This is a genomic window from Devosia sp. Root413D1 (assembly GCF_001425235.1).
In the GTDB taxonomy this organism is placed as follows: Bacteria; Pseudomonadota; Alphaproteobacteria; order Rhizobiales; family Devosiaceae; genus Devosia_A.
Genome location: NZ_LMEA01000010.1, coordinates 293,955 through 317,096 on the forward strand (window position 1 = coordinate 293,955; position 23,142 = coordinate 317,096).

Annotated in this window: 24 protein-coding genes; 12 read left to right on the plus strand and 12 right to left on the minus strand. The window is 64.7% G+C overall.

Features of this window, described 5'->3' with window-relative positions; genetic code table 11:
* Positions 1-88: 88 nt before the first annotated feature.
* Entirely contained in the window at positions 89-1,777 is a 1,689-nt protein-coding gene (locus ASC89_RS16065; protein WP_055999551.1) for a murein L,D-transpeptidase, read from the minus strand.
* A gap of 160 nt (positions 1,778-1,937) precedes the next feature.
* Positions 1,938-3,422 (minus strand): sigma-54 dependent transcriptional regulator, encoded by a 1,485-nt coding sequence (locus ASC89_RS16070; RefSeq protein WP_055999554.1) that lies wholly within the window; start codon positions 3,420-3,422, stop codon positions 1,938-1,940.
* Positions 3,423-3,617: 195 nt separating this feature from the next.
* Here ASC89_RS16070 and ASC89_RS16075 point away from each other — a divergent pair, with 195 nt between their 5' ends.
* The 11 genes from ASC89_RS16075 (at position 3,618) to ASC89_RS16125 (ending at position 14,403) form a co-directional block, all read left to right on the plus strand.
* Complete coding sequence (locus ASC89_RS16075) at positions 3,618-5,435, plus strand: M3 family oligoendopeptidase (RefSeq protein ID WP_056000023.1); 1,818 nt, start codon at positions 3,618-3,620, stop codon at positions 5,433-5,435.
* Between the two features lie 187 nt (positions 5,436-5,622).
* Positions 5,623-5,868: an aa3-type cytochrome c oxidase subunit IV gene (locus tag ASC89_RS16080; protein ID WP_055883038.1), complete on the plus strand. Its 246-nt coding sequence runs from the start codon at positions 5,623-5,625 to the stop codon at positions 5,866-5,868.
* Between the two features lie 60 nt (positions 5,869-5,928).
* Positions 5,929-7,374 carry a Re/Si-specific NAD(P)(+) transhydrogenase subunit alpha gene (locus ASC89_RS16085; RefSeq protein ID WP_055999557.1) on the plus strand — a complete coding sequence of 482 codons (1,446 nt, stop codon included), beginning with the start codon at positions 5,929-5,931 and terminating at the stop codon, positions 7,372-7,374.
* A complete protein-coding gene (locus ASC89_RS16090; RefSeq protein ID WP_055883043.1) occupies positions 7,375-7,764 on the plus strand; it encodes an NAD(P) transhydrogenase subunit alpha in 390 nt (129 codons plus the stop codon).
* The gene (locus tag ASC89_RS16095; protein WP_055883045.1) at positions 7,764-8,309 is read left to right on the plus strand and encodes a hypothetical protein; all 546 of its coding nucleotides are present in this window, start codon (positions 7,764-7,766) and stop codon (positions 8,307-8,309) included. The genes ASC89_RS16090 and ASC89_RS16095 overlap by 1 nt, the downstream gene beginning before the upstream one ends.
* Positions 8,306-9,712, plus strand: coding sequence for an NAD(P)(+) transhydrogenase (Re/Si-specific) subunit beta (locus ASC89_RS16100; protein ID WP_407065070.1), 1,407 nt, complete (start codon positions 8,306-8,308; stop codon positions 9,710-9,712). The genes ASC89_RS16095 and ASC89_RS16100 overlap by 4 nt, the downstream gene beginning before the upstream one ends.
* Positions 9,713-9,822: 110 nt before the next feature.
* Positions 9,823-11,439 (plus strand): hypothetical protein, encoded by a 1,617-nt coding sequence (locus tag ASC89_RS16105; protein WP_156384647.1) that lies wholly within the window; start codon positions 9,823-9,825, stop codon positions 11,437-11,439.
* A gap of 3 nt (positions 11,440-11,442) precedes the next feature.
* Positions 11,443-12,081 carry a LysE family translocator gene (locus ASC89_RS16110; protein ID WP_055883055.1) on the plus strand — a complete coding sequence of 213 codons (639 nt, stop codon included), beginning with the start codon at positions 11,443-11,445 and terminating at the stop codon, positions 12,079-12,081.
* Between the two features lie 138 nt (positions 12,082-12,219).
* Positions 12,220-12,624 (plus strand): hypothetical protein, encoded by a 405-nt coding sequence (locus ASC89_RS16115; protein ID WP_055883057.1) that lies wholly within the window; start codon positions 12,220-12,222, stop codon positions 12,622-12,624.
* Between the two features lie 252 nt (positions 12,625-12,876).
* Positions 12,877-13,536 (plus strand): DsbA family oxidoreductase, encoded by a 660-nt coding sequence (locus ASC89_RS16120; protein ID WP_055883059.1) that lies wholly within the window; start codon positions 12,877-12,879, stop codon positions 13,534-13,536.
* Between the two features lie 48 nt (positions 13,537-13,584).
* Positions 13,585-14,403 carry an alpha/beta hydrolase gene (locus tag ASC89_RS16125; RefSeq protein ID WP_055999563.1) on the plus strand — a complete coding sequence of 273 codons (819 nt, stop codon included), beginning with the start codon at positions 13,585-13,587 and terminating at the stop codon, positions 14,401-14,403.
* A gap of 79 nt (positions 14,404-14,482) precedes the next feature.
* On the opposite strand, the gene ASC89_RS16130 is transcribed toward ASC89_RS16125, so the two are convergent.
* From ASC89_RS16130 to ASC89_RS16155, 6 genes are all read right to left on the minus strand, one after another.
* Entirely contained in the window at positions 14,483-14,947 is a 465-nt protein-coding gene (locus tag ASC89_RS16130; protein ID WP_055999566.1) for a DUF992 domain-containing protein, read from the minus strand.
* A 291-nt stretch (positions 14,948-15,238) separates the two neighbouring features.
* Positions 15,239-15,481, minus strand: a complete 243-nt coding sequence (rpsU, locus tag ASC89_RS16135) for a 30S ribosomal protein S21 (RefSeq protein WP_055046207.1) — start codon at positions 15,479-15,481, stop codon at positions 15,239-15,241.
* Positions 15,482-15,623: 142 nt separating this feature from the next.
* Complete coding sequence (locus ASC89_RS16140; protein WP_055999569.1) at positions 15,624-16,712, minus strand: 5-(carboxyamino)imidazole ribonucleotide synthase; 1,089 nt, start codon at positions 16,710-16,712, stop codon at positions 15,624-15,626.
* Positions 16,705-17,169, minus strand: a complete 465-nt coding sequence (gene purE, locus ASC89_RS16145; protein WP_055883325.1) for a 5-(carboxyamino)imidazole ribonucleotide mutase — start codon at positions 17,167-17,169, stop codon at positions 16,705-16,707. Before purE ends, ASC89_RS16140 begins: the two co-directional genes overlap by 8 nt.
* Before the next feature lie 292 nt (positions 17,170-17,461).
* The gene (locus ASC89_RS16150; protein WP_069909387.1) at positions 17,462-18,178 is read right to left on the minus strand and encodes a TetR/AcrR family transcriptional regulator; all 717 of its coding nucleotides are present in this window, start codon (positions 18,176-18,178) and stop codon (positions 17,462-17,464) included.
* Between the two features lie 172 nt (positions 18,179-18,350).
* Positions 18,351-18,566: a YdcH family protein gene (locus ASC89_RS16155; RefSeq protein WP_055883069.1), complete on the minus strand. Its 216-nt coding sequence runs from the start codon at positions 18,564-18,566 to the stop codon at positions 18,351-18,353.
* A gap of 178 nt (positions 18,567-18,744) precedes the next feature.
* Between ASC89_RS16155 and ASC89_RS28190 the strand changes: the two genes are divergently transcribed.
* On the plus strand, positions 18,745-18,915 hold the full coding sequence (locus tag ASC89_RS28190) for a YdcH family protein (protein ID WP_069909386.1): 171 nt from the start codon (positions 18,745-18,747) through the stop codon (positions 18,913-18,915).
* A 262-nt stretch (positions 18,916-19,177) separates the two neighbouring features.
* Here ASC89_RS28190 and ASC89_RS16160 read toward each other — a convergent pair whose 3' ends face one another.
* The 4 genes from ASC89_RS16160 to ASC89_RS16175 all read right to left on the minus strand — a co-directional run bounded on the left by ASC89_RS16160 (position 19,178) and on the right by ASC89_RS16175 (position 23,139).
* A complete protein-coding gene (locus tag ASC89_RS16160; RefSeq protein ID WP_055999575.1) occupies positions 19,178-19,564 on the minus strand; it encodes a VOC family protein in 387 nt (128 codons plus the stop codon).
* 131 nt (positions 19,565-19,695) lie between these two features.
* Positions 19,696-20,466 carry a sulfite exporter TauE/SafE family protein gene (locus ASC89_RS16165; RefSeq protein ID WP_055999578.1) on the minus strand — a complete coding sequence of 257 codons (771 nt, stop codon included), beginning with the start codon at positions 20,464-20,466 and terminating at the stop codon, positions 19,696-19,698.
* A 37-nt stretch (positions 20,467-20,503) separates the two neighbouring features.
* Complete coding sequence (locus tag ASC89_RS16170; protein WP_055999581.1) at positions 20,504-22,393, minus strand: monovalent cation:proton antiporter-2 (CPA2) family protein; 1,890 nt, start codon at positions 22,391-22,393, stop codon at positions 20,504-20,506.
* 23 nt (positions 22,394-22,416) lie between these two features.
* Positions 22,417-23,139, minus strand: coding sequence for a DUF1013 domain-containing protein (locus ASC89_RS16175; protein WP_055999584.1), 723 nt, complete (start codon positions 23,137-23,139; stop codon positions 22,417-22,419).
* Between the last annotated feature and the right edge of the window lie 3 nt (positions 23,140-23,142).

Here is a 23,142-nt window from a genome sequence, read left to right on the forward strand (position 1 = left end):
GGCCGGCCTACCTGCCACGATATCATAGCAGAAGGGCCGGCGCCTCACGGCACCGGCCCTCGTTTCTAGTCCCGAAACGCTCGGATTGCTATTCGGCCAGCAGTTCTTTCAACCGCTGGTTCATGCCGTACACGTCGCCATAGGAGCGGATGGTGCCGTCGGCATCGACGCGCAGGGTGAAGTAGGAGATGTGCACCGGGATCTTGGTCTTGAGGTTGAACCAACGCTCCTTGTCGCCGAATGCCGCTTCCAGCGTTCCGGCGTTCATCTCGGGCTCGAGCGCCAACAGCGCGTCGGCGAAATCCATCGGGTTCTCGACGCGCACGCAGCCATGGCTGTAGGCGCGGAACGAGCGCGAGAACAGCGACTTGGACGGCGTATCGTGCAGGTAGATGTCGTGCTGGTTGGGGAACAGGAACTTCACCCGCCCCAGCGCATTGCCGGCGCCCGGCTTCTGCCGGATGTGGAAGCGGTTGATGTTGGTCTGCGTCCAGTCGATGGCCGAGGCGTTGATCACCTTGCCGCCCGACAGCATTTCCATGTTCTGGCTGGCGAGATAGCCCGGATTGGCGATCAGATGCGGCTTGATCTCGTTGGTGGCGATCGAGGACGGCACGTTCCAGTACGGGTTGACGACGATATGCTCGATCTCGTCGTTGAACACTGCGGTCTGGTTCTTGGGCGTGCCCACCACCACGCGGGTGGTGTAGTGGACCTCGTCCTTGTTCATGATCCAGAGGCGGAATTCGGGGATGTTCACCGTCACCTGGAAGTCGCCGTAGTCGTTCGGCTCCCAGCGCCAGCGCTCCATGTTGGCGACGATATCTTCCTTGGTGGTGGCCGAGCCGCCATTCAGCGCGGCGATGGTCGCCGGCCCGATGACGCCGTCACCATTGAGGCCGAGGCTCTCCTGGAAGGCCTGCACTGCTGCGACCAGCGGCTCGTCATAGTTGATGTCGACGGTCACCGCGGCGCCGGCGGTCTCCGGGATATCAGGCTCGGGCACATCGAGGCGCTGGCGCAGCAGCGTGACGCGCTCGTCCTGCATGCCGGGCTTGAGCAGCTTGCCCTCGGGAATGGTGATCGCTGCATCCATCACGGCGCCGTCGTAGAACTTGGCGAGCGCCGCCTTCAACCCGAGGAACTCCGGCTGGGTCGGCGACAACGCCAGGAGCAGCTTGTCCGGCTCGCTGCTGTCGGCGAGCTTCACCAGCATTTCGGCTTCGTTGATGCGCTTGGGCGCGATGGTCCAGGTCTTGTTGACGTCGAGCGGCGAGATGCGGCCGCCGAAAGCATCCTGCGCGTAGCGGATCGCCGCCGTGGAGAAGGCTGTCTCGAGCGCAGCGAGCTTCATCGGATCGGTGCCGGCGGCGGCAACGTCGAGGTCGGCGGTCAGGTAGTCGGACGGACGGAAGCCTTCGAGCTCGGAGTCCTTGAAGACCTGGATGATCCTCTCCGCATTGGGCGAGAAGGCGATGGAACCATCATCCGCCTTGCTCAGCCACAGCGGCTCGAAGTGGCGGGCGCCATAGAAGAAATAGAGCTTCTGGGTCTGCTGATAGGTCCGGGTACCCTTCTCGGCCGCGGCATAGGCGGTGGAGAGGCCGGCCTTGATGATCCGCGCCAGCTCGGTCTTGGGCGGCGCGATCACGATGCGCGTGGTTTCGATGCCGGCGACCGTGACGGTTTCCTGGGCAGAGGCTGCTTGCGTGAAGATCGCAAATGGCGATGCGAGCGCCACCGTGCCCGCCAACAACAAGGCCTTCAGCATAGTCATTAAGTACTCCGTGCCCGGCTCGAGGGCTGGCAAGGGGCGGCGTGACGGGGAGGATTCGGCACTTTTGCCCCAGATATGCATTTTGCTTAGCCCACAAATCTTAACGCTGACAATTCCTCGCGATTTTGTGAGTTCGGTCTGTGGACTTGGTGCAACTAGCCTAGGCGGCGTCGCTCTCCAAACCCTCGTCCAGGCCGTACTCGCGGAGCTTGCGATAGAGCGTCGACCTGCCGATGCCGAGCGCCCGCGCCACTCGCGACATGCGGTAGCCATAGTGGCGCAACGCGAACACGATCAGTTCGCGCTCGACATCGGCGAGGGCGGCGACTTCGCCACTCTGGGCCATGAAGCGGTCGCTGACCGCTGTCTTGTCCACAACCTCGCGTAGAGAGGCGATAGCCTCATCGATGTGAACCGGGCCTGAAGGGCCAGGCGCCGCCGAGGTCAACCGCAACGCCTCGGCGCGACCGGCGCTCAAGGCGACGATCTGCGGGAAGTCGGCGGTTTCGAGATAGGCGGCGTCGCTGAGCACCACGGCGCGGTAGACCGCATTCTCCAGCTGCCGGACGTTGCCCGGCCAGTCATAGTCGCGCAGCAGCTTGAGGGCCGGCTCGGAAACCCCGACGATGCGCTTGCCGGCTTCGGCAGCGAGACGCGCGACGAAGTGGTTCACCAGCACCGGCAGGTCCTCCATGCGGTCGCGCAGCGGTGGCACATAGAGCGGAAAGACATTGAGCCGATAGTAGAGATCCTCACGGAAGGCGCCGGCCTTGGTCAGGTTGAGCAGCCGCCGGTTGGTCGCCGAGATGAGCCGCACATTGACCCGCACCGGCTTGTCGGCGCCGGCGGGTTCGATCTCGCCATCCTGGATCACCCGCAGCAGCTTGACCTGCGTTTCCATCGGCAGCTCGCCGACCTCATCGAGGAAGATGGTGCCGCCATGCGCCTCGAGGAACTTGCCGGGGTGGTCGGCGACGGCGCCGCTGAAGGCGCCCTTCCGGTGCCCGAACAGCGTCGATTCGATGAGGTTGGCGGGGATCGCTCCACAATTGACGGTGACGAAGGGTTTGCCGGCTCGATCACCCGAGCCCTGGATCACCCGGGCAATGAGCTCCTTGCCGACGCCGGTCTCGCCTTCGATCAACACCGGGATGGTGGATTTCGCCGCCTTGGTGCAAAGCGACAGCACCCGGTCCATGCTCGGGGCGCGGGTGACGATATCGGTGAGGCTCATGGTGCCGCTGAGCCGGCTGCGATCGGTGCGCACCATGGTCTCGAGTTCGCCGAGCTTCAGCGCGTTCCTGAGCGACATGATCAGCCGCTCCGGGGCGACCGGCTTGACGAAGAAGTCGGCGGCGCCCTGGCGCATGGCGGTTACGACAGTATCGAGCGAGGAGTGGCCGGTCTGGACGATCACCGGGGTCGCGAGGCCATCGCGGCGCATCGCTTCCATCACCGCCATGCCGTCGAGATCGGGCATCACCAGATCGAGGACCATGGCGCCGATGCCGGGATCGGCGTCGAGCAGTTCGAGGGCCTGTCTGCCGCTGGTGGCCGTAACGGCAGAGAACCCGGCCCGGTTGGCGACCTCGGAGGTGAGCCTGAGCTGCACCAGGTCGTCATCGACTATCAGAACGCGCGTCATGGTCCTCCAAGGACTTTGTAGTTGCACGCTTCGCCCGCAGTGCGAATCGCGCTGTGCCGTTTTGGAGCAGCATGTGTGGGGTGGGTTAAGAGGCGATTAAGCCTGAGCAAACCGCCTTCGGCTTCCCATCCGCTGGCCCTCTGGATAAGGTCGCGCCCGCTTTGAGACTGAGGTGATGAATTGCTAAAGATCGAAATGACGCGCGCGCCGGAAGCCACAGCCCAGCGGGGACACAACCAGCTCGGCAACATGCCGACCTGGAACCTCGACGATCTCTACACCAGCAACGACTCGCCCGCGCTGAAGGCGGATCTCGCCGCGGCGCAGGCCGACGCCAAGAGCTTTGAGGCCGACTACAAGGGTAAGCTCGAGGGGCTGGCAAAGGCTGGTAAGCTGCTCGATGCGATCAAGCGCTACGAGGCGCTCGGCGATCTCAGCGGCAAACTCGGCTCCTACGCGTTCCTGCAATATGTGCGGAACACCCAGGATGCGGACAAGGTGAAGTTCCTCGGCGATCTCAGCCAGGCGCTCACCGACCTCTCGACCGGCCTGATCTTTTTCGGACTCGAGCTCAACCGCATCGACGAAACCGTGCTGGAAGCGGCGCTCGAGGGCAACCCCGAGCTCGGCCGCTATCGCCCCTGGTTCACTGAGCTGAGGAAGGCCAAGCCCTATCAGCTCGAGGACAAGATCGAAGAGCTGTTCCACGAGAAATCGGTGACCGGCGCCGGCGCCTGGAACCGGCTGTTCGATGAGACCATGGCCGCCCTCAAGTTCAATGTCGACGGCGAGGAGCTCAACCTCGAATCGACGCTCAACTTCCTCTCCGACAAGGATGAGCTGAAGCGCGAAGCGGCGTTTAGCGGCCTGTCGAAGACGCTGCACGGCAACGAGAAGCTGTTCACCCACATCACCAACGTGCTCGCCAAGGACAAGGAAATCGCCGACCGCTGGCACGGCTTCCAGGATATCGCCGACAGCCGCCACCTCGAGAACTCGGTGGAGCGCGAAGTGGTCGATGCGCTGCAGACCGCGGTGCGCGCCGCCTACCCGCGGCTCAGCCACCGCTATTACGCCATGAAGGCAAAGTGGTTCGGCAAGACGCAGCTCAATGCCTGGGACCGCAACGCCCCGCTGCCGACCAGCGACGACCGCATCTATGACTGGCCGACCGCGAGGGATACGGTGATGGAGGCTTACGCCACCTTCTCGCCGAAACTGGCCGAGATCGCCGAGCCGTTCTTCGAGAAGGGCTGGATCGACGCCCCGACCAAAGACGGCAAGTCCCCGGGCGCCTTCGCCCACCCGACCGTGCCCTCGGCGCACCCCTACCTGATGCTCAACTACCTCGGCAAATCACGCGACGTGATGACGCTGGCGCATGAGCTGGGGCATGGGGTGCACCAGGTGCTGGCTGGCCCGCAGGGGGCGCTGATGGCGCCGACGCCGCTGACGCTGGCCGAAACCGCCTCGGTGTTCGGCGAGATGCTGACCTTCCGCTCGATGCTGGCCAAAACCACCGATCCGACGCAGCGCTTCGCCATGCTGTCGAGCAAGGTTGAGGACATGCTCAACACCGTGGTGCGGCAGATCGCCTTCTACACGTTCGAGCGCGAGGTCCACACCCGGCGTAAGCAGGGCGAGCTGACCACCGTCGATCTCAACCAGATCTGGCTCGATGTCGGCGCCGAAAGCCTTGGGCCAGCGATCAAGCTCAATGAAGGCTATGACATCTTCTGGGCCTATATCCCGCACTTCATCCATTCGCCGTTCTACGTCTATGCCTATGCCTTCGGCGATTGCCTGGTGAACTCGCTCTACGCGCAATACGAGAAATCGAGCGAAGGTTTTGCCGAGCGCTATTTCGAGTTGCTGAAAGCCGGTGGCTCGAAGCACCACTCCGAACTGCTGGCGCCGTTCGGGCTCGACGCCCGCGACCCGGGCTTCTGGTCGCTGGGGTTGGGGATGATCGAACGGCTGATCAACGAGCTCGAAGCGACGCAGCCAGCCTGAGGCTGCTGCGACGAGCGGCTTGGCAATTGGTGCAGCGTGGCGAACCGCCGCGCTGCGCTTGTGCGGCACTGCCGCGCGAAGTATGAGAGGCGGAGTGGGGCGGTCTGATCTTCGGCGTTCGCGTGCTATCGCGGCGTGATGGTTCGGGGATCGGTGTCCCGAAGACGATCAATGGACTGAGGACCTAATGGCCAAGAAACCCGCCGCCGCTGCTACGCACGAACTGCCGCCCGCCATGGACTACGCTCAGCATGAGGCGACCTATGCCGGCTTCATCACTTTCGTGAAGTGGGGCATCGTGTCGATGGTGTTCGTGGCGCTGTCGCTCTACGCCTTCATCGAGGCGCATCAGCCGATCATCGGGGCGTTGCTGCTGCTGGCCATTCCAGTGCTCATCATCGGTGTGATGGTGATGGGATCCCGCCGCAGCTGACGGCGGGATTTTTCTATCCGGTGACCGACACGGTCGGCGTCTGACGCTCTGGAGACTTCCATGAAGATTGCAGTGTTGCGGGAACGCGCCGAAGGGGAGACGCGTGTCGCGGCGACGCCCGAGACGGTCACCAAGCTGATCGGGCTCGGCGCCGAAGTTGCCATCGAGGCAGGGGCGGGTGACCTCGCCCGCTTCCCCGACAAGGACTACGCCGCCGCGGGCGCCAGCGTCGGCAACGCCGCGGCGACCATCAAGGGCGCCGATATCGTGCTCACCGTGCGCCGTCCGACCGCCGCCAGCCTCTCTGGTGCCGCTGCCGGTGCGCTGGTGATCGGCGCGATGGACCCCTATGGCAACGAGGCTGAGATCGCCGCGTTGGCGAAGGCCGGCGTTACCACCGTCGCCATGGAGTTCATGCCGCGCATCACCCGCGCCCAGGTGATGGATATCCTCTCGAGCCAGGCCAACCTTGCCGGCTACCAGGCGGTGATCGATGCCGCCGGCGCGTTCGATCGCGCCATGCCGATGATGATGACCGCTGCCGGTACGGTGCGCCCGGCCAAGGTGTTCGTCATGGGCGCCGGCGTTGCCGGGCTGCAGGCGATCGCTACGGCGAAGCGCCTCGGCGCTGTGGTCACCGCCACCGACGTGCGCGCCGCGGCCGGCGAGCAGGTCGAATCGCTCGGCGCCAAGTTCATCATGACCGAGGCGTTGAAGGATGCCTCGGGCACTGGCGGCTATGCGCGCGAGCTGACCAAGGACGAGCAGGCGGCACAGGCTGAGCTGGTCGCGGGCCACATCGCCAAGCAGGATATCGTCATCACCACGGCGCTGATCCCCGGCCGCCCGGCGCCCAAGCTGGTGACCAAAGCCATGGTCGAATCGATGGCGCCGGGTTCGGTGCTGGTCGACCTTGCAGCCGAGCGCGGCGGCAATATCGAGCTGACCCAGCCGGGCAAGACCATCACCACGGCCAATGGCGCGACGATCATCGGCTTCACCAATGTCGCTGGCCGGCTCGCCACTTCGGCCAGCCAACTCTACTCGCGCAACCTCGTCTCCTTCCTCGAAACGCTGGTCGACAAGAAGGAGAAGGTGCTGGCGGTGAACTGGAACGACGAGCTGGTGAAGGCCACCGTGCTGACCCGCGATGGCGCCATCGTGCATCCCAACATCAAGTTCGACGCCGCGCCGGCTGCGGCCAAGCCCGCGGCTGCAAAGGCTGCCGAGCCGAGCAAGGCTGCGGCGCCCAAAAAGGCGGCGGCTCCCAAAGCCGAGGCAGCCCCGGCAAAGGCCGCTGCCGTGGCCAAGACCATCGGCGGCAAGGTGAAGAAGGCGGCGCCGGTCGTCGCGCCGATCGCCAAGGCTGCAGCGTCCAAGGCGGCGGCTGCGCCCAAGCAGGCTGCCGCCAAGCCGGCTGCCGCGAAAGCTGCTGCCAAGCCCGCCGCCGCCAAGGCGGCCAAACCGGCTGCGGCAAAGCCCTCGACCGCCAAGGGGAAGAAGTAAATGGAACAGACCGCTGCGCACACTGCGGATGCCATCACTGCGGCGGTCAGCGCCGCCACCGGTGGCGCCATCGACCCGTTTGTCTTCCGCCTGTCGATCTTCGTCCTCGCCATCGCGGTGGGGTACTACGTGGTGTGGAGCGTCACCCCGGCGCTGCACACGCCGCTGATGAGCGTCACCAACGCCATCTCATCGGTGATCGTGGTCGGTGCGCTGCTCGCTGTCGGCGTGCCGCTCGCCGCCGACAGCAACTGGGTATCAAAACTCTTCGGTTTCCTCGCGCTGGTGCTCGCCAGCGTCAACATCTTCGGTGGCTTCCTTGTCACCCAGCGCATGCTGGCGATGTACAAGAAGAAGGAAGCGCCGGCCGGCAAGACGGGAAAACACTGATGTTCAAGCGCCTCTTCGCCGCCATTGCGGTTTTCGCCGTCCTCGCCACGCCGGTCTTTGCCGCCGAGTTCACCGACGAGCAGCTCGAAGGGCTAGCCGCCCGGATCGAGAGCTTCGATGCGGCGATGAAGGCCAGCGACATGTCGCAGGTGATGGACGTGGTGCCGCCCAAGGTGCTCGACAAGATCGCCGCCAATTTCAACGTCACCACCGAGCAGCTGATCGAAGCGACGCAGCAGCAGATGGATCAGGTGATGAAGGACGTGGAAATCGTTTCCTTCGCCATGGACCTCGAAGCGGCCGAGTATTTCGAAACCGCTGACGGCACCCCCTATGCGCTGATCCCGACCGAGACGGTGATGGATCTGGGCGAAGCGGGCGGCAAAGTGAAGGCGACGTCGTCGACGCTTGGCCTGTTCGACGAAGAGACCTGGTACCTGGTGCGCGTCGAAGATGCGCAGCAGGTGGCGATCCTCAAGGAAGTCTACCCCGCCTTTGTCGACGTGGAGTTCCCCACCGGCAGCATGGAGCCCGTCACGGAATGATCGACGCCAGTTTCGCCGCCGTTCTCTATCTCGTCTCGGGCGTGCTGTTCATCCTGGCGCTGCGCGGGCTCTCGAGCCCGGCCTCGTCGCGGCAGGGCAATACTTTCGGCATGGTCGGCATGGGCATCGCCATCGTCACCACGCTCTTGGTGGCGGGCGTTTCCGACTGGCTGAGCTGGGTGCTGATCATCGGCGGCCTCGCCATTGGTGGCGGCATCGGAGCCGTGCTGGCGCGCAAGGTCAAGATGACCGACATGCCGCAACTGGTCGCCGCGTTCCACTCGCTGGTCGGTCTTGCCGCGGTGTTCGCCGCAGCGGCAGCGCTTTATGCGCCCGAGGCCTTCGGCATCGGCACGGTGGGGCATATCCACGCGCAGGCGCTGATCGAGATGAGCCTCGGCGTCGCCATCGGCGCCTTCACCTTCACCGGTTCGGTCATCGCCTTTGCCAAGCTCAACGGCAATATGAGCGGCAAGCCGATCATCCTGCCGTTCCGCCACATCATCCACATCGCGCTCGGCCTCTTGCTGCTGGTGCTGATCTGGGCCTTTGCGGTCACCGTTGATCCCTTGTGGTTCTGGGCCATCACCGTTGTGGCGCTGGTGCTGGGCGGGCTGATGATCATCCCGATCGGCGGCGCCGATATGCCGGTGGTCGTCTCGATGCTCAACTCCTACTCGGGCTGGGCAGCGGCGGGCATCGGCTTCACGCTGGGCAATACCGCGCTGATCATCACCGGCGCGCTGGTCGGCTCGTCCGGCGCCATCCTCAGCTACATCATGTGTAAGGCGATGAACCGCAGCTTCATCTCCGTGATCCTGGGCGGTTTCGGCGGCGACAGCGCTGCCGCCGGCGCGGGCGAAGAGGAGACGCGGCCGGTCAAGCAGGGCTCGTCCGAAGATGCGGCCTTCATGATGAAGAACGCCGGCAAGGTCATTATCGTGCCCGGTTACGGCATGGCGGTGGCGCAGGCCCAGCATGCGTTGCGCGAAATGGCGGATCTGCTCAAGGCCGAGGGCGTCGAGGTGAAATACGCCATCCACCCGGTAGCCGGCCGTATGCCGGGCCATATGAACGTACTGCTCGCCGAAGCGAACGTGCCATATGACGAGGTGTTCGAGCTCGAAGACATCAACTCCGAGTTCGCCCAGACCGATGTCGCCTTCGTCATCGGCGCCAACGATGTCACCAACCCGGCCGCCAAGACCGACAAGACCTCGCCGATTTACGGCATGCCGGTGCTGAACGTCGAAGATGCCGGCACGGTGCTGTTCATCAAGCGCGGCATGGCGGCGGGTTATGCGGGCGTGCAGAACGAGCTGTTCTTCCGCGACAACACCATGATGCTGTTCGGCGACGCCAAGAAGGTCACCGAAGATATCGTCAAGGCGCTGGGGCATTAGGCACAACTTACTTCCGCCGCCGCCGATACTGAATTAGAGTCGCCCTGAGGGCGGCTCTTTTCATTTCAGGACTTGCAAGATCAATCTCCCGGCTGCCCGTGGGGACCGTCATGGCAAGAAAACCTGCGTCGAGGCCTGCAGCCGAGCCGATCAAGCGGCAGGCAATCGTCGTCGTGCACGGCCAGGGCCAGCAGCGGCCGATGGGTACGATCCGTGATTTCGTGGCGGCGCTGTGGGCGTCCAACCCGGATGTGACGCCGGATCCGCCCTACAGCAAGGACAACACCTGGATCGTCCCCGACAGCAAGAGCGGGCTCTATGAAATGCAGCGGATCACCACGCCGCCGCATGACAAGGGTCGCCGCACCGACTTCTTCGAGCTCTACTACGCTGACCTGTTGGCCGATACGCCGCTCCGGAACCTCTGGCGCTGGCTCGAGCGGCTGTTCTGGATCAGCCCGCTGCAGGTGCCCAGGCGCATGTACGGGCCGTGGCTGGCTTTCTGGTTGCTGTGCCTCGCCGCCATCGCGATGACGCTCTGGGTCATCCTCGAAATCCCGCAACTGCTGCAGGCGAACTGGCTGGCGCCGTTCCAGGACCGCAATCGGCTCGATGCACTGCTCGGGCTCGCGATCATTGCGGTCGCTGTGCTGACGCTGGTGGTGCCGAAGTTCTTTCCCGCCACGGCGCAGGCAAAATCGATCCCGCGCGGTGCCATCCTCCTAGCGTTGATCGTCGGTGTCGGCTTCATCTCCTGGCAGACGCCGGTGATCGTCGCCGCCCTGATCATGGGCGTGGTGCTCTACCTGTTCACCAACGACCTGCTGCCGCTGTTCGGCGATGCCGCCAGCTACCTGAGCGCGCAGACCGAGACGGTGCGTAGCCGCCAGGCCCTGCGGGAGCGTGGCCTGGCGCTGCTCAAGGCCCTCCACAACGATACCGATTACGACCGCATCGTGGTGGTGGCCCACTCGCTGGGGACGGTCCTCGCCTATGACCTGCTGCAACTGCTCTGGCACAGCGTCGGGCCCACCAAGGACAACCCGCCGGATGCCGACGCGGTCGCCGCCATCGAGGCGGTGGAGCGTTTCGCCAGCAAACCCGTGGCCGAATGGACGCCTGCCGATGTCGAGACCTACCAGACCCTGCAATGGGCAGCGTTCTCGGCGCTGCGGCGGCAGAAGCCGGCCGACCCTCCGCCCGAGGGCAAGCCGGCCGGCTTGTCGGGATGGAAGGTCAGCGATTTCGTGACGCTCGGCTCGCCGCTCGCCAATGCCGAGTTCCTCGTCACCGAGGGGCTCGAGGACTTCCTGCGGATGAAGCACGAGCGGGTGCTGCCGATCTCGCCGCCCGAGCCGCGCGGCGACGCGGAAGGCTTCATCTATGAGGAGAACGGCCGGATGGTAACACACCATGCGGCAGTGTTTTCCACCGTGTGCTGGACCAACATCTACGACAAGTTCAATCCCAGCTGGTTCCTCAGCGGCGACGTCATTTCCGGCGCGGTTGCCGAGTTGTTCGGTCCCGGTATCAAGGACATCAACGTGACCATCCTCGACAGCGGCAAGCGTAGCTTCAGCCACAACCTCTACTGGGTCGACACCAGGTCGGAGCCGGCGCGCCAGGGAGGGCCGGCCGGTCCCGACGATGCCCACAAGGTCCGGGCAGAAGCGGCGGCACCGCAGATCCAGCATCTGCGCGACGCGGTCGGGATGAGCCGCAGCTAGCCGATGCTGGAAACCCTGCTGCCGTTCATTCTGACGTCGTTCGCCATCGAACTCACGCCCGGGCCGAACATGGGGTACCTCGCGGTGCTCAGCCTCGATCGGGGCCGCATCGCCGGGTTCGCCGCTGCCGCTGGCGTGGCGCTCGGCCTGCTGGTGCTCGGGCTGGTGGCCGGGCTCGGGTTCGGCGCGCTGATCAGCGAGACGCGCTGGCTCTACGAGGCGCTGCGCTGGGGTGGCGTAGCCTATCTGGTCTGGCTCGGCTGGGACAGCTATCGCGACACGCAGAAGCCGCTCGAGCCCGAGGATGTGCAGAAGAACCTGGCGGGTTATTTCGGCCGCGGCCTCGCTTCGAACCTGCTCAATCCCAAGGCTGCGGTGTTCTACATCGCGGTGCTGCCGAACTTCGTCTCCGGCACGGCGCCGGCCATCCCACAACTGCTCAGCCTGACCCTAGTGTATGTCGCAGTAGCGACGATCATTCACCTGGGGATCGTCCTGCTCGCCAGCACGCTGCAGCCGGTACTGTCATCGGACCGGATCCGCAGTCGGGCCGGTATCGTCTTCGGCGTGACGCTCGTGCTCATCGCCATCTGGCTCGCCGTCACCACGCATCGGACCTGGAGCGTTTCACCGCTTCAATGACCGGCGGAGCGCTCCAGTTTCTCGATTCGGTCGCGCCTTCGAACCGGAAAGTCTGCAACCTTTCCTCAAAGCACCTATTGACCTCAACTTCACTTGAGGTCGTATCCAGACTGCCTTCCAGCAAAGGGCACGGCAGTTATGGATCTCACGTTCAATATCCTTCTCATCATTCATCTGGCGGCCTTCGGGCTGGCCATTACCACCACCATCGCGGCGCCGCTGATCGGCAGCCGCATCGGCGCGGCCCCGCCCGATGCCCGACCGCTGCTCGGCGGCATCGGCAAACGCCTCAGCATCAACGCCCGCATCGCCTTCGGCCTGCTGCTGCTAACCGGCATCGCCATGGTCTATGTCCGCTATGGCGGCTTCGAGGGGCAGAGCGTCTGGTTCTTCATCAAGATGGGGCTGGTGGTCGTGGTGCTGATCGCCATGATCATCGGCATCGTCGCCAAACCGGGCACCATCAGCCCGCAGGTGATGGGCTGGATCACCCGGCTCGCCATGGCCGGCATCGTCATCAGCGCGGTGATGGCGTTCAACTAGAGCATTTCGCGATTGGACCGCACCCGAACTCTGGCCCTGGACGTACTCACCGGGTCATTCCCGCGAAAGCGGGAACCTCGGTTTTCTTGGCCGCGCCACCATCGCAAACGGAGATCCCCGCTTTCGCGGGGATGACACCGCGGGTAGGGAGTTCGATAGGCAGTTTGGCGGATGCAGGTTACCTCGGTGTGCGTTCTTGCGCCGCCGGGGTTCAGCCGCCATGTGTGGCCGGTTCAGCCAATGAGGACCACCGTGCCGCGCACTGTCAAGATCGACCTGTTTACCGATACTGTCTGCCCGTGGTGCCTCGTTGGCTCGGCACGGCTCGACCAGGCGATCGCCGCATTGCCGGATGACGTGGTGGTCGAGGTGGAGAACCATCCGTTCTATCTCGATCCCAACACGCCCGAGGAAGGCGTGGTGGTCGCCGACATGCTGCGCGAGAAGTATGGCCGTGACCCCAAGGAGATGTGGGCGCGCGTCGAGGGCGAGGCGAAGACGTCCGGGATCGACCTCGATCTCAGCCAGCAGCCGCGCTCGTTCCCGACCCGTAAGGGCCACACGCTGGTGCGCCTCGCCAAGGCCAAGGGCACCCAGCACGCGCTGGCCAATGCCATCGCCTGGGGCTACTTCATGGATCACCAGCTGATCAATGACGACGAAGTGCTGGCCGGCATCGCCGCGCAGCACGGCTTCACCCACGCCGAGGCGCTCGACGCGGTACGCGACCCGCGCGAGCTGGCGATTACCCACGAACTGGCGGTCGCCGCGGCGCAGCAGGGCATCCAGGGCGTGCCATTCTTCGTGTTCGACAACAAGTTCGCGGTTTCCGGCTGCCAGCCGGCCGAAGTGTTCGAGCGGGCCTTCGCGTTCGCGCTCGATCCCGAGAAGATGAAGGCCGCGCAGGGCTGACATCGCTCCGCCGCCATGGCATGCCCTTTCGGCAACGGAGGGCATGAGATGCAGCGGCTGGGACGGATCGCCATCGGGGCCGGCATCGTCGCGGTGCTGGCCTATGCCATGGTGCTGGGCGCCATGTATTTCTTCCAGCGCGACTTTCAATACGACCGCGGCGGGCGGCTGCTGGCGCTGAGCGAGACCAAGCTCACCGCGGCGGAGCTGGTGAGCATCCCGAGCGCCGACGGCTCGTTCCTCACCGGTTGGTACCAGCCGCCGGCTGCCGGCAAGCCGCTGATCGTCTATTTCCGCGGCAATGCCCAGAGCTTCTCACGTGAGCATGAGCGCTTCGCGGCCTTCGTCGCCGACGGCTATGGCTTTCTCGCCTTCGACTATCGCGGCTTTCCCGGCTCGCCCGGCGAGGTGAGCGAGGCGAACATCCTCGCTGACGGCCTGGCGGCCTATGACTGGGCGGCCGACAAAGGTTTTCCGATTGTCCTTTGGGGCCGTTCGCTCGGTTCGGGGCCCGCCACCTATGTGGCGAGCCTCCGGGAGGCCGATGCGCTGCTGCTGGAGACGCCGTTCGACTCGGCTGTCTCGGTGGCCGCCGACCGTTACTGGTTCCTGCCGGTCGGGCTGCTGATGGCCGACCAGTTCGCGGTGGACCAGTGGATCAAGGATGTGACCGAGCCGGTCTATGTGGCGCACGGCACGGCCGATCGCACCATTGGGGTCAGCCACGGGGAGCGGGTCTACGCGCTGGCGCCGAACCAGGATGAGCTCTGGATCGAACCCGGGGCAGGACATAGCGACATGTGGGCGCGAGGACTGTGGGAGCGGGCGAAGGGGTTTTTCGTTCGGGCTGAGGCTGGGGCGCGCTAGATGCGCGGCCCGCACCGGCCCAAAATGAAAACGCCGGCCCCAAGGGACCGGCGTTTCAATTTCAGCGCTGTGCGCCGGCTCAGTACAGGGTCAGACCCGCGAAGGCGACCGAGTAGTTGAGGCCGGTCTGGCCCTGGATCGACCACGGCTGCAGGGCGAAGCCCTTGCGCGAGCCGCCGATCAGCCAGTTGCCGCCGAGGCCGACGCCGAGCGTGGCTTCAGCCGAACCGCCGACATAGGTGCCGGCCAGCGAGCCCTTGCCGTACTTTGTATTGGAGGCCGAGAACACCAGCCAGACGATCTCGGTGCGGCCGGTGACGCCGATGTCGATGCCGAGCTTCTTGATGTTGCCCTGGTAGCGCTCGGTCTTGTAGCCGTCGCGCTTGAAGCGGCAGGTCATATCCTTGGACGAGCCGATGATGAAACCGATACCGGGATCGACGGTGCAGCTGAGTACGCCGACCTTTACCTGGGTGGCGGCCTGGGCGGCGCCGGCGGTCATGAGCATGACGGCAGCTGCAGCCGCGGCGATGAACTTCTTCATGTTGGAGTCCTCAATGTTTGACGCGTTTTATCAGAGCAGGATTGCGTTTCGTTGAAGCGCACTCCTGCTCCAAGTCCTAGTAGTCGCGAGATCTAACCGGAAAGGTCTGCAACCTTTCCTGATCTCGCTCTAGTTCGACCCAGAGTGGATCGGGAGTCTATCCGTTGCCGCCAACGGCACAAGGCCTCATCCGGTTGCGCACAACTGCACAAATATGAGCAAGTTCTGGCGGTACGTAACAAAAACGCCGCCCTTGTGAGGCGGCGTTCCTGAACCAAATCTGAACGCCTCTTACGGGCGTGCCGGACGCGCTGCCGCGGCAGGGGCGGGCAGGCCGCCTTCACGCTGGGCGCGCTTGCGAGCCAGCTTGCGGGCGCGGCGCACGGCCTCCGCCTTCTGGCGAGCCTTCTTCTCGGACGGCTTCTCGTAGTAGTTGCGAAGCTTCATCTCGCGGAAGACGCCTTCGCGCTGGAGCTTCTTCTTCAGTGCGCGCAGCGCCTGGTCAACATTGTTATCGCGAACAACTACTTGCAAGCGCAACCGCCCTTCGTAATCAGTCAGAACTGTTTGAGGTGAACGCCCCAAAGGAGCGCCGACCGGCTGAACCGGTCATTCGTGGGCGGCTATATAGGCCAATCGAAACGGCTTGTCCACACCGGCAAGCGTCCGAAATCGCTCATTTTGCGCGCTTTTTCAACGCAACCCGGTTGATGTGACCCATTTTCCGGCCGCGGCGCGACTCGGCTTTGCCATAGGCATGCGGCTGGATGTTGGGGCCAAGCCGTTCGGGAATCGCGGTGATTTCGTCGCCGATCAGGTTCTCCATCACCACGTCGGCCATGCGGCCCGGGTCGCCCAGCGGCCAGTTGACCACGGCGCGGATATGCTGCTCGAATTGGTCGGTGATGGCCACGGCCTCGGTCCAGTGCCCGGAATTGTGGACCCGCGGCGCGATCTCGTTGACGAGGAGCTTACCGCCCGGCAGCACGAAGAACTCGACCCCGAGCACGCCGACATAGTCGAGCGCGACGGCGATTTGTTGCGCGATCTCGACCGCCTTCTTCGCAGTCTTTGAACTGATGTCGGCGGGCACCGTGCTGGTCTTGAGGATATGGTCGCGATGGACATTTTCGGCGGGGTCGAACGCCGCGACTTCGCCGAGCGCGTTGCGCGCCACCACTACCGAGATTTCCTTTTCGAAGGCGATGAAGCCTTCCAGCACCAGCGGCCTGGGCGACAGCAACTCCCAGGCGAGGGCGGCGTCTTCCATATTGTGGACGATGCGCTGGCCCTTGCCGTCATAGCCGAGCCGGGTGGTCTTCAGCACCGCCGGGGTGCCGATCTCTTCGAGCTCGGCCTCGAGCCGGTCGAGGTCGGCGATCGCCGCGAACGGCGCCACCGGGATGCGGTTGATGGTGAGGAAGGCCTTCTCGGCCAGCCGGTCCTGCGACACGGCCAGCGCATTGGCGCCGGGGCGCAGCGGCTTCAGGTTGGCGAGGAAGGCGGCGGTCTTGGCCGGGACGTTCTCGAACTCGTAGGTGACCACGTCGACGCCGGCGGCGAACGCGGCGAGCGCAGCCTCGTCGTCATAGGCGGCGACGGTCTTCAGCGGCGTCACGTCGAAAGCCGGGCTTTCAGGATCCGGGCAGTAGATATGGGTCCTCATCCCCAGCCGGGCGGCGGCGAGCGCCAGCATGCGGCCGAGCTGGCCGCCGCCGAGGATACCGATGGTGCTGCCCTGCGGCAGCGGCGTGGCGTCAGACATCGTCGGATGGAAACTCGGGGATGGAGGCGGTCTGGTCGGCGCGGAAATCGTCGAGCGCCGAGGCGATTTCAGGATCAGAGAGCGCGAGGATAGCGGCGGCCAGCAGGGCGGCGTTGATGGCGCCGGCGCGGCCGATGGCGAGGGTCCCCACCGGAATGCCGGGCGGCATCTGGACGATGGAGAGCAGGCTATCCTCACCGCCGAGCGCCGCGGTCTGTGCCGGCACGCCCAGCACGGGCAGGGGGGTCAGCGCGGCCACCATGCCGGGCAGATGCGCGGCGCCGCCGGCAGAGGCGATGATCACCTGAAAGCCCTCGGCTTTGGCGCCCCTGGCGAATTCATACATCCGGTCGGGCGTGCGGTGCGCCGAGATGATGCGCGCTTCGTAGTCGATCTTCAGCGCGTCGAGGGTCTCGGCGGCATGGCGCAGGTTCGGCCAGTCGGACTGGCTGCCCATGATGATGGCGACGGGTGGCGAGGTCGGCACTTAGGTCCCCCGGAAGGCGCGGCTCATGCCTAGTTTGTCGCGCAGTCGAACCGCAAAAGTCTGCAACTTTTGCTGACTACGCTCGCGACGTTTGTCGCGCAGTCGAATCGCAAAAGTCTGCAACTTTTGCTGACTACGCTCGCGACGTTTGTCGCGCAGTCGAATCGCAAAAGTCTGCAACTTTTGCTGACTACGCTCCGTGGTTTTCACCCTTAGGGAAGAGCCCCGCCGAGCGCAAGCGGCTAGCCCTTGTCCTTTGTGGTCAGGCAGCGGTCGGCGGCCGGTCCAGGGCGCAGGCCAGCGCATCGAGCGCGCTGCGATCGGCCAGTTCGATCGAGCCCTCCGGCAGCCCGAGGATACGGTCGATGACGGTGCCCAGATATTCCATCTTGTCGAGCAGGCGCTGCGACAGCCGCTCGAAATGCAGCCGGTCGCGGGTCTGGTAGAGCTCGACGATCAACTCCCGGTTCGAGGTCATCAGGTGCATGATGGTCTCGGCGGCGCTTTCCGGATCCGGCGTATCGAAGGTCTGCTCGGCAACGCCTTCGACAATGATGCGCGTCAGGATCGGCCGCACCACTTCGGTGACAGCGCGCTGGGTGCGCTCGAACAGCTGCAGGTTCTCGGCCCGGAACATCGGTTCGAACGTGGCGCGCAGTTCCGCCGCGGTCTCGGTCTTATGGCGGCGCATGGTGCCGAGGAAACCGGCGAGCTTGGAGAACGCATCGAGCGTTGGGTCGGAGAGTTCGGCTTCGGTCAGCGCTGCGGTCTGGCGCGCATAGCGGCAGGCGAGGGCCTCGACCAGGTCCTCTTTCGATTCGAAGTGGTGGTAGAATGCCCCCTTCGAGACGCCGACGGCGGCGATGATCTGACTGACCGAGGTCGAGTCATAGCCATTGCCGGCGAACAATCGCTGCGCCGCATCAAGGATTTCGTCGCGCCGCGCCGGGGCGCTCTTCACAATTCGAGGAAACGGCATTCCGCCCTCCCAAGGACAGTCGCACGCGTCAATATCATGGACCGACCAGCGGTCGGTCAGCTGTGTAGCACGCCACGTGATGAATGTGGAGCGCGGCGCGCCGACGCAGGCAGGTCTTTGATGCGGCGCTCAGACGGGAAGCGGCTGCTTGGTTTCCGGAGGCGCCCTGCCGTCAGGCGATGATGTCGGGCAGCAGGATGTTCTCGAGCTGCACGATCCGATCCTTCAGGGTGAGCTTGCGCTTCTTCATGCGCTGAATCAGCATCTGGTCGGAGTAGCCGGACGATGAGAGGGTGTGAATGGCGGCGTCGAGGTCGGCATGTTCCTGGCGTTTTGCAGCCAGTTCCAGACCCAGCGCGGCTTCTTGTTCCTTGGTGAGCGGCAGCATCGCAGCGGTTGACGAGGTCCCTCAGCGAGGCGAAATGCCCGTGCGAAAAGGGTTAGCCGATCGGTCGGAGATTTGCACCTGATTTTGCACCAGCGGCGATGTGTTGCAGTCTTGCACATCGACAGCGCGTGAAATTTTTGTGACGATCACTGCGTCGAAAAGCTGGAGAGGAGTTGTCATGACGACTGAAGGCCACGTCGAATCGCTCGAGCGGCGTCACCGGGAATTGGACCGGAAGATCGAGGATGAAATGAGCCACCCCAGCCACGATGACTTGTACGTCGCGGCACTGAAGCGGAAGAAACTGGAGATCAAGGACGAGCTGACGCGAATGCTCAGCGAGGCCTGAGGAAACAAACAGAATCCCATGCAGTTGTGAGGGCCACGGCAAGCGCCGCGGCCTTTTTTCATGGGGGTCTGGAGCGCGGGGCCACCCCACCCAGCTGCGCTGCGCTACGCTGCCGCCGGTGGCTGTGGACCCCCACCCTTGATCCCTCCCCGCAAGGGGGAGGGAGACGACAGCCCCGATATCAGAGTGAGGGTCTCCCTCCCCCTTGCGGGGAGGGGACAGGGGTGGGGGTCCACAACCACCGGCGCTCCGGGGTGGACGCTCACCTGAAATCGTTGATCTCGAACCAGTAGCCGTTGGGGTCCTCTACGAACACAGCTCGCATGCCGTCGGGGCGGGTGTTCACCGCGCCGGGGTTGCCCTGCATGTCGGAGAACGGCGTGCCCAGCGCCCGCAGATGCTCGAGCACTGCCTCGAAATCCGGAGCGGAGAGCGCGAAGTGCGTGCGCTTTTCCACATGGGTGCGGCTGATGTCGCCCGCCTGGATATGGAAGCGCTGGCTGTTGCCGAACTCGAACCAGCGGATATGGGTGCCGCCCATCGGGTCGGGCACTTCGCGGATCTGCAGCACCTCGGTGAGGAATTTCGCCGTCTCGTCGAGGTCGCGAACCAGGAGCGCGATATGGTCGAGGCGATAGTCGATGCTCATGTTCTTGCTCTTGTTGCACCCTGGAGGTCAGGAAAAGCCCGTCTCGCGAAGGCGGGGATCACAGGCCCTTCCGATTCGAAAACGCGACCAAGTCAAAGACTGAGAGCATCTCACCGAAATGGTGGGATGCGTTAGGCAGCGGAGCTGGTGAAGAACACCCCGACGGCGCCATCATAGATCAGCTTCAGCGACAGCAGGAACACCAACCAATACGTAAGCTGGTAAAACCGCTTCACTGAAATGCGCCGCACCAGCCAGACGCCGATGATCACCCCGGCAATGGCGAGTGGGGCGAGTATCGCGGCCCGTTCCAGATTGGCGACGTTGAGCTGGCCGAGGAAGAAGTAGGGGACCAGCTTGGCGGTGTTGACGATGGCGAAGAAGAAGGCAGTGGTGCCTGAAAAGATCACCGGCGTCAGCTTCTGCGGCAGCACATAGATCTGGAAGGGCGGCCCACCGGTGTGGCTGATGAAGCTGGTGAAGCCGGCCGCGCCGCCCCAGAACATGCCCCAGGGTTTTGACGGCGGCAGCCCCTCGAGCTTCTTGCGCAGCGGCAGCAGCGCATCGAGGATGAACAGCAGCGTCAGGATACCGACGAACAGCAGCACCATGGCGTCGGAGACAAAGCTCCACAGCACCCAGCCGACAACGGTCCCCACGAAGGCGCCGGGCAGCATGATCTTGAGGATGCGCCAGTCGGCATCCTTGCGGTAGGTCCAGACGGCAATGGCGTCCATGACCAGCAGCAGGGGCAGCATCATCCCCGCGGCGTCGCGCGCCGGCATCACCAGGCTGAGGAGTGGCACCCCGACCAGCCCGAGACTCCCTACCAGCCCGGATTTGCTCAGGGCGACAATGAAGACCGCGAGGACTGCGACGGTCCAGAAATAGAGATCGGGCATGGGGAAAGGGGGCGACCGGTGGGAAGACAGACAGGCGCTACTCGGAGGCCCGCGGCGCCTTGTTGTCAATATCGCCTTCAGCAGAATGCCCCGGTTCCGGCTGTTGTTCTCGATCCGCCTTCATCACCGCATCGAGCATTTCGGTGGAGCGGCGGACAAAGCCGATATAGGCGGCCTGGTCGTGCCGCACGGCGTAGCTTTCGTGCAGCATGCGGGTGTCGTGCTGCTCGAACGCCTCGGCCACCCGGTGGGCCTCCGCCTTGTCGCGACCGAGCGCCAGCAGCGCGTCCTCGCCCAGCTTGATGGCGGCGCGGAAGGTCTCGCGCTCGATCACCTGTACGCCGAGCGCCATCAGGTCGTGGGCATGCGAGCGGTCGACGGCACGGGCGGCGACGATGACGTCGGGATAGTTGCGGCGGATCAGCTCGGCGATGCCGAGGATGCGCTCACCGCCGGCCACGGCGATGACGATCATCCTGGCCTTGTCGGCGCCTGCGGCGCGCAGAATCTCGAGGCGCCCGCCATCCCCATAGAACACCTTGACGCCGAAGCGCTTGACCAGCTCGATCTGCGCCGGATCGTCGTCGATCAGCGTCATCTCGAAGCCCTGGGCGCGCAGCAGCCGCGTGACGATCTGGCCGAAGCGGCCGTAGCCGAGGACGATCACCCGGTCATGCGGGTTGGGCACGTCGGGACCGGGCGGCAGCTCGGTTTCGTCGCTGCCATTGCGGTTGAGACGCGGCGCCCACAGCCGGTCGTAGAGGAAGATCAGGAACGGCGTCGTCGCCATCGAGAGCGCCACCACCACGGTCAGGAGTTCGACCTCCGGACCCGAGAGGTTCCCGGCGGTACGGGCGAACTGCAGGATGACGAAGGCGAACTCGCCGGCCTGGCTGAGCAGCACCGCGAGCAACAGCCGCTCGGCGACGTGCATCTTGAAGAAGGTGGCGAGGACGAACAGCACCAGCATCTTGAGGCTGATCAGCGCCACCACCAGTGCCAGCACCAGCAGCGGGTTCTCGATCACGACGCTGAAGGCGATCGACATGCCCACGGTGATGAAGAACAGCCCGAGCAGCAGGCCCTTGAACGGCTGCAGGTTGCTCTCGAGCTCGTGCCGGTACTCGCTGTCGGCCAAGAGCACGCCGCCGAAGAACGCGCCCAGCGCCGGCGACAGCCCGAAGCTTTCGGTGACCAGCGCGGCGCCGATCACCAGCGCCAGCGCGAAGGCGGTAAACGCCTCGGGCACGCGGGTGCGCGCCAGCCAGCTCATCAGCGGCCGGATGACGAAGCGCGAGCCGAGCAGCGCCGCGGCAAAGGCGCCGACCACCACCAGGGCGATCCACCAGTCGATCGGGTTGTCGACTGCTTCGATCACATTCTCGCCGATCGCCTCGATGGGCGAGCCGCCCATGGCGGTGAGCAGCGGGATGATGGCGAGGATGGGGATTACCGCCACGTCCTGCACCAGGAGGATCGCCAGCGAGGCGCGGCCGGTGTCGGTCTTGGTGATGTTGCGCTGGTCGACCGACTGCATGGCGATGGCGGTGGAACTCATCGCCAGCGCCAGGCCCACCACCACGGCATCGGCCCAGACGAAGCCGATCAGCCGGGCCAGGATCGCGACGACGACGGTGGTCGCCGCCATCTGGGTCAGGCCGAGGCCGAACACCTTGTTGCGCATGCGCCAGAGTTCGCTGCCATCGACCTCGAGGCCGATCAGGAACAGCATCATGACGATGCCGAATTCGGCAATCTGGTGAATGAGGTCGGTGTCGGAGACCAGCGCCAGCCCATAGGGGCCGATCAGCACACCGGCGGCGAGGTAGCCGAGGATGGTGCCGAGCCCGGCCCACTTGAACAGCGGGACGAGCAATACCGTTGCGGCAAGGAGAACGAAAATCGCGAGCAGCAGGTTTATTTCCATCTCTGCTGCCCGCGCCTTAGCTCTTACTCTTCGGAATCGCCCTTCAGCGACTTCAGCTTGGCGAACACCGAGTCGGCGTCCAGCTCTTCCTCGCGCTCGGGGCGGCGTTCGGTATGCTCGTCGTCCTCGGCATGGTCCATGCCGGCACGGCCATGGGCGCCAGCCAGCGCTTCCTCTGCGGTCAGCAGCATGGTGCCCTGTTCGGCGATATCGCCCGGGGCAGCGCCCTTCGAGGCACGGCTCACTTCCAGATCGAGGTCGATCTGGCTGGCAAGACCGAGCGTCACCGGGTCCATCGGGGTGATGTTGGCATTGTTCCAGTGGGTGCCCTCACGCACCGCGTCGATGGTCGACTTGGTGGTGCCGACGAGGCGCATGATCTGCGCGTCCTTCATCTCGGGGTGGTTGCGCAGCAGCCACTTGATGGCGTTCGGGCGCTCGTTGCGGCGCGAGATCGGCGTGTAGCGCGGACCTTTGCGCTTGGGCGCGGCGACGCGGACCTTGGGGTCCGAGATCTTCATGCGGTAGCTCGGGTCGGCCTCGGCCTTCTCGATCTCCTCGCGGGTCAACTGGCCGTTCTGCAACGGGTTGACGCCCATGATGCCGCTGGCCACGTCGCCGTCGGCGACGCCCTGCACTTCAAGCGGGTGCAACCCGCAAAAGGCGGCGATCTGCTCGAACGAGAGCGCGGTGTTGTCGACCAGCCAGACGGCGGTTGCCTTGGGCATCAGTAGGGGCGTGGCCATGAT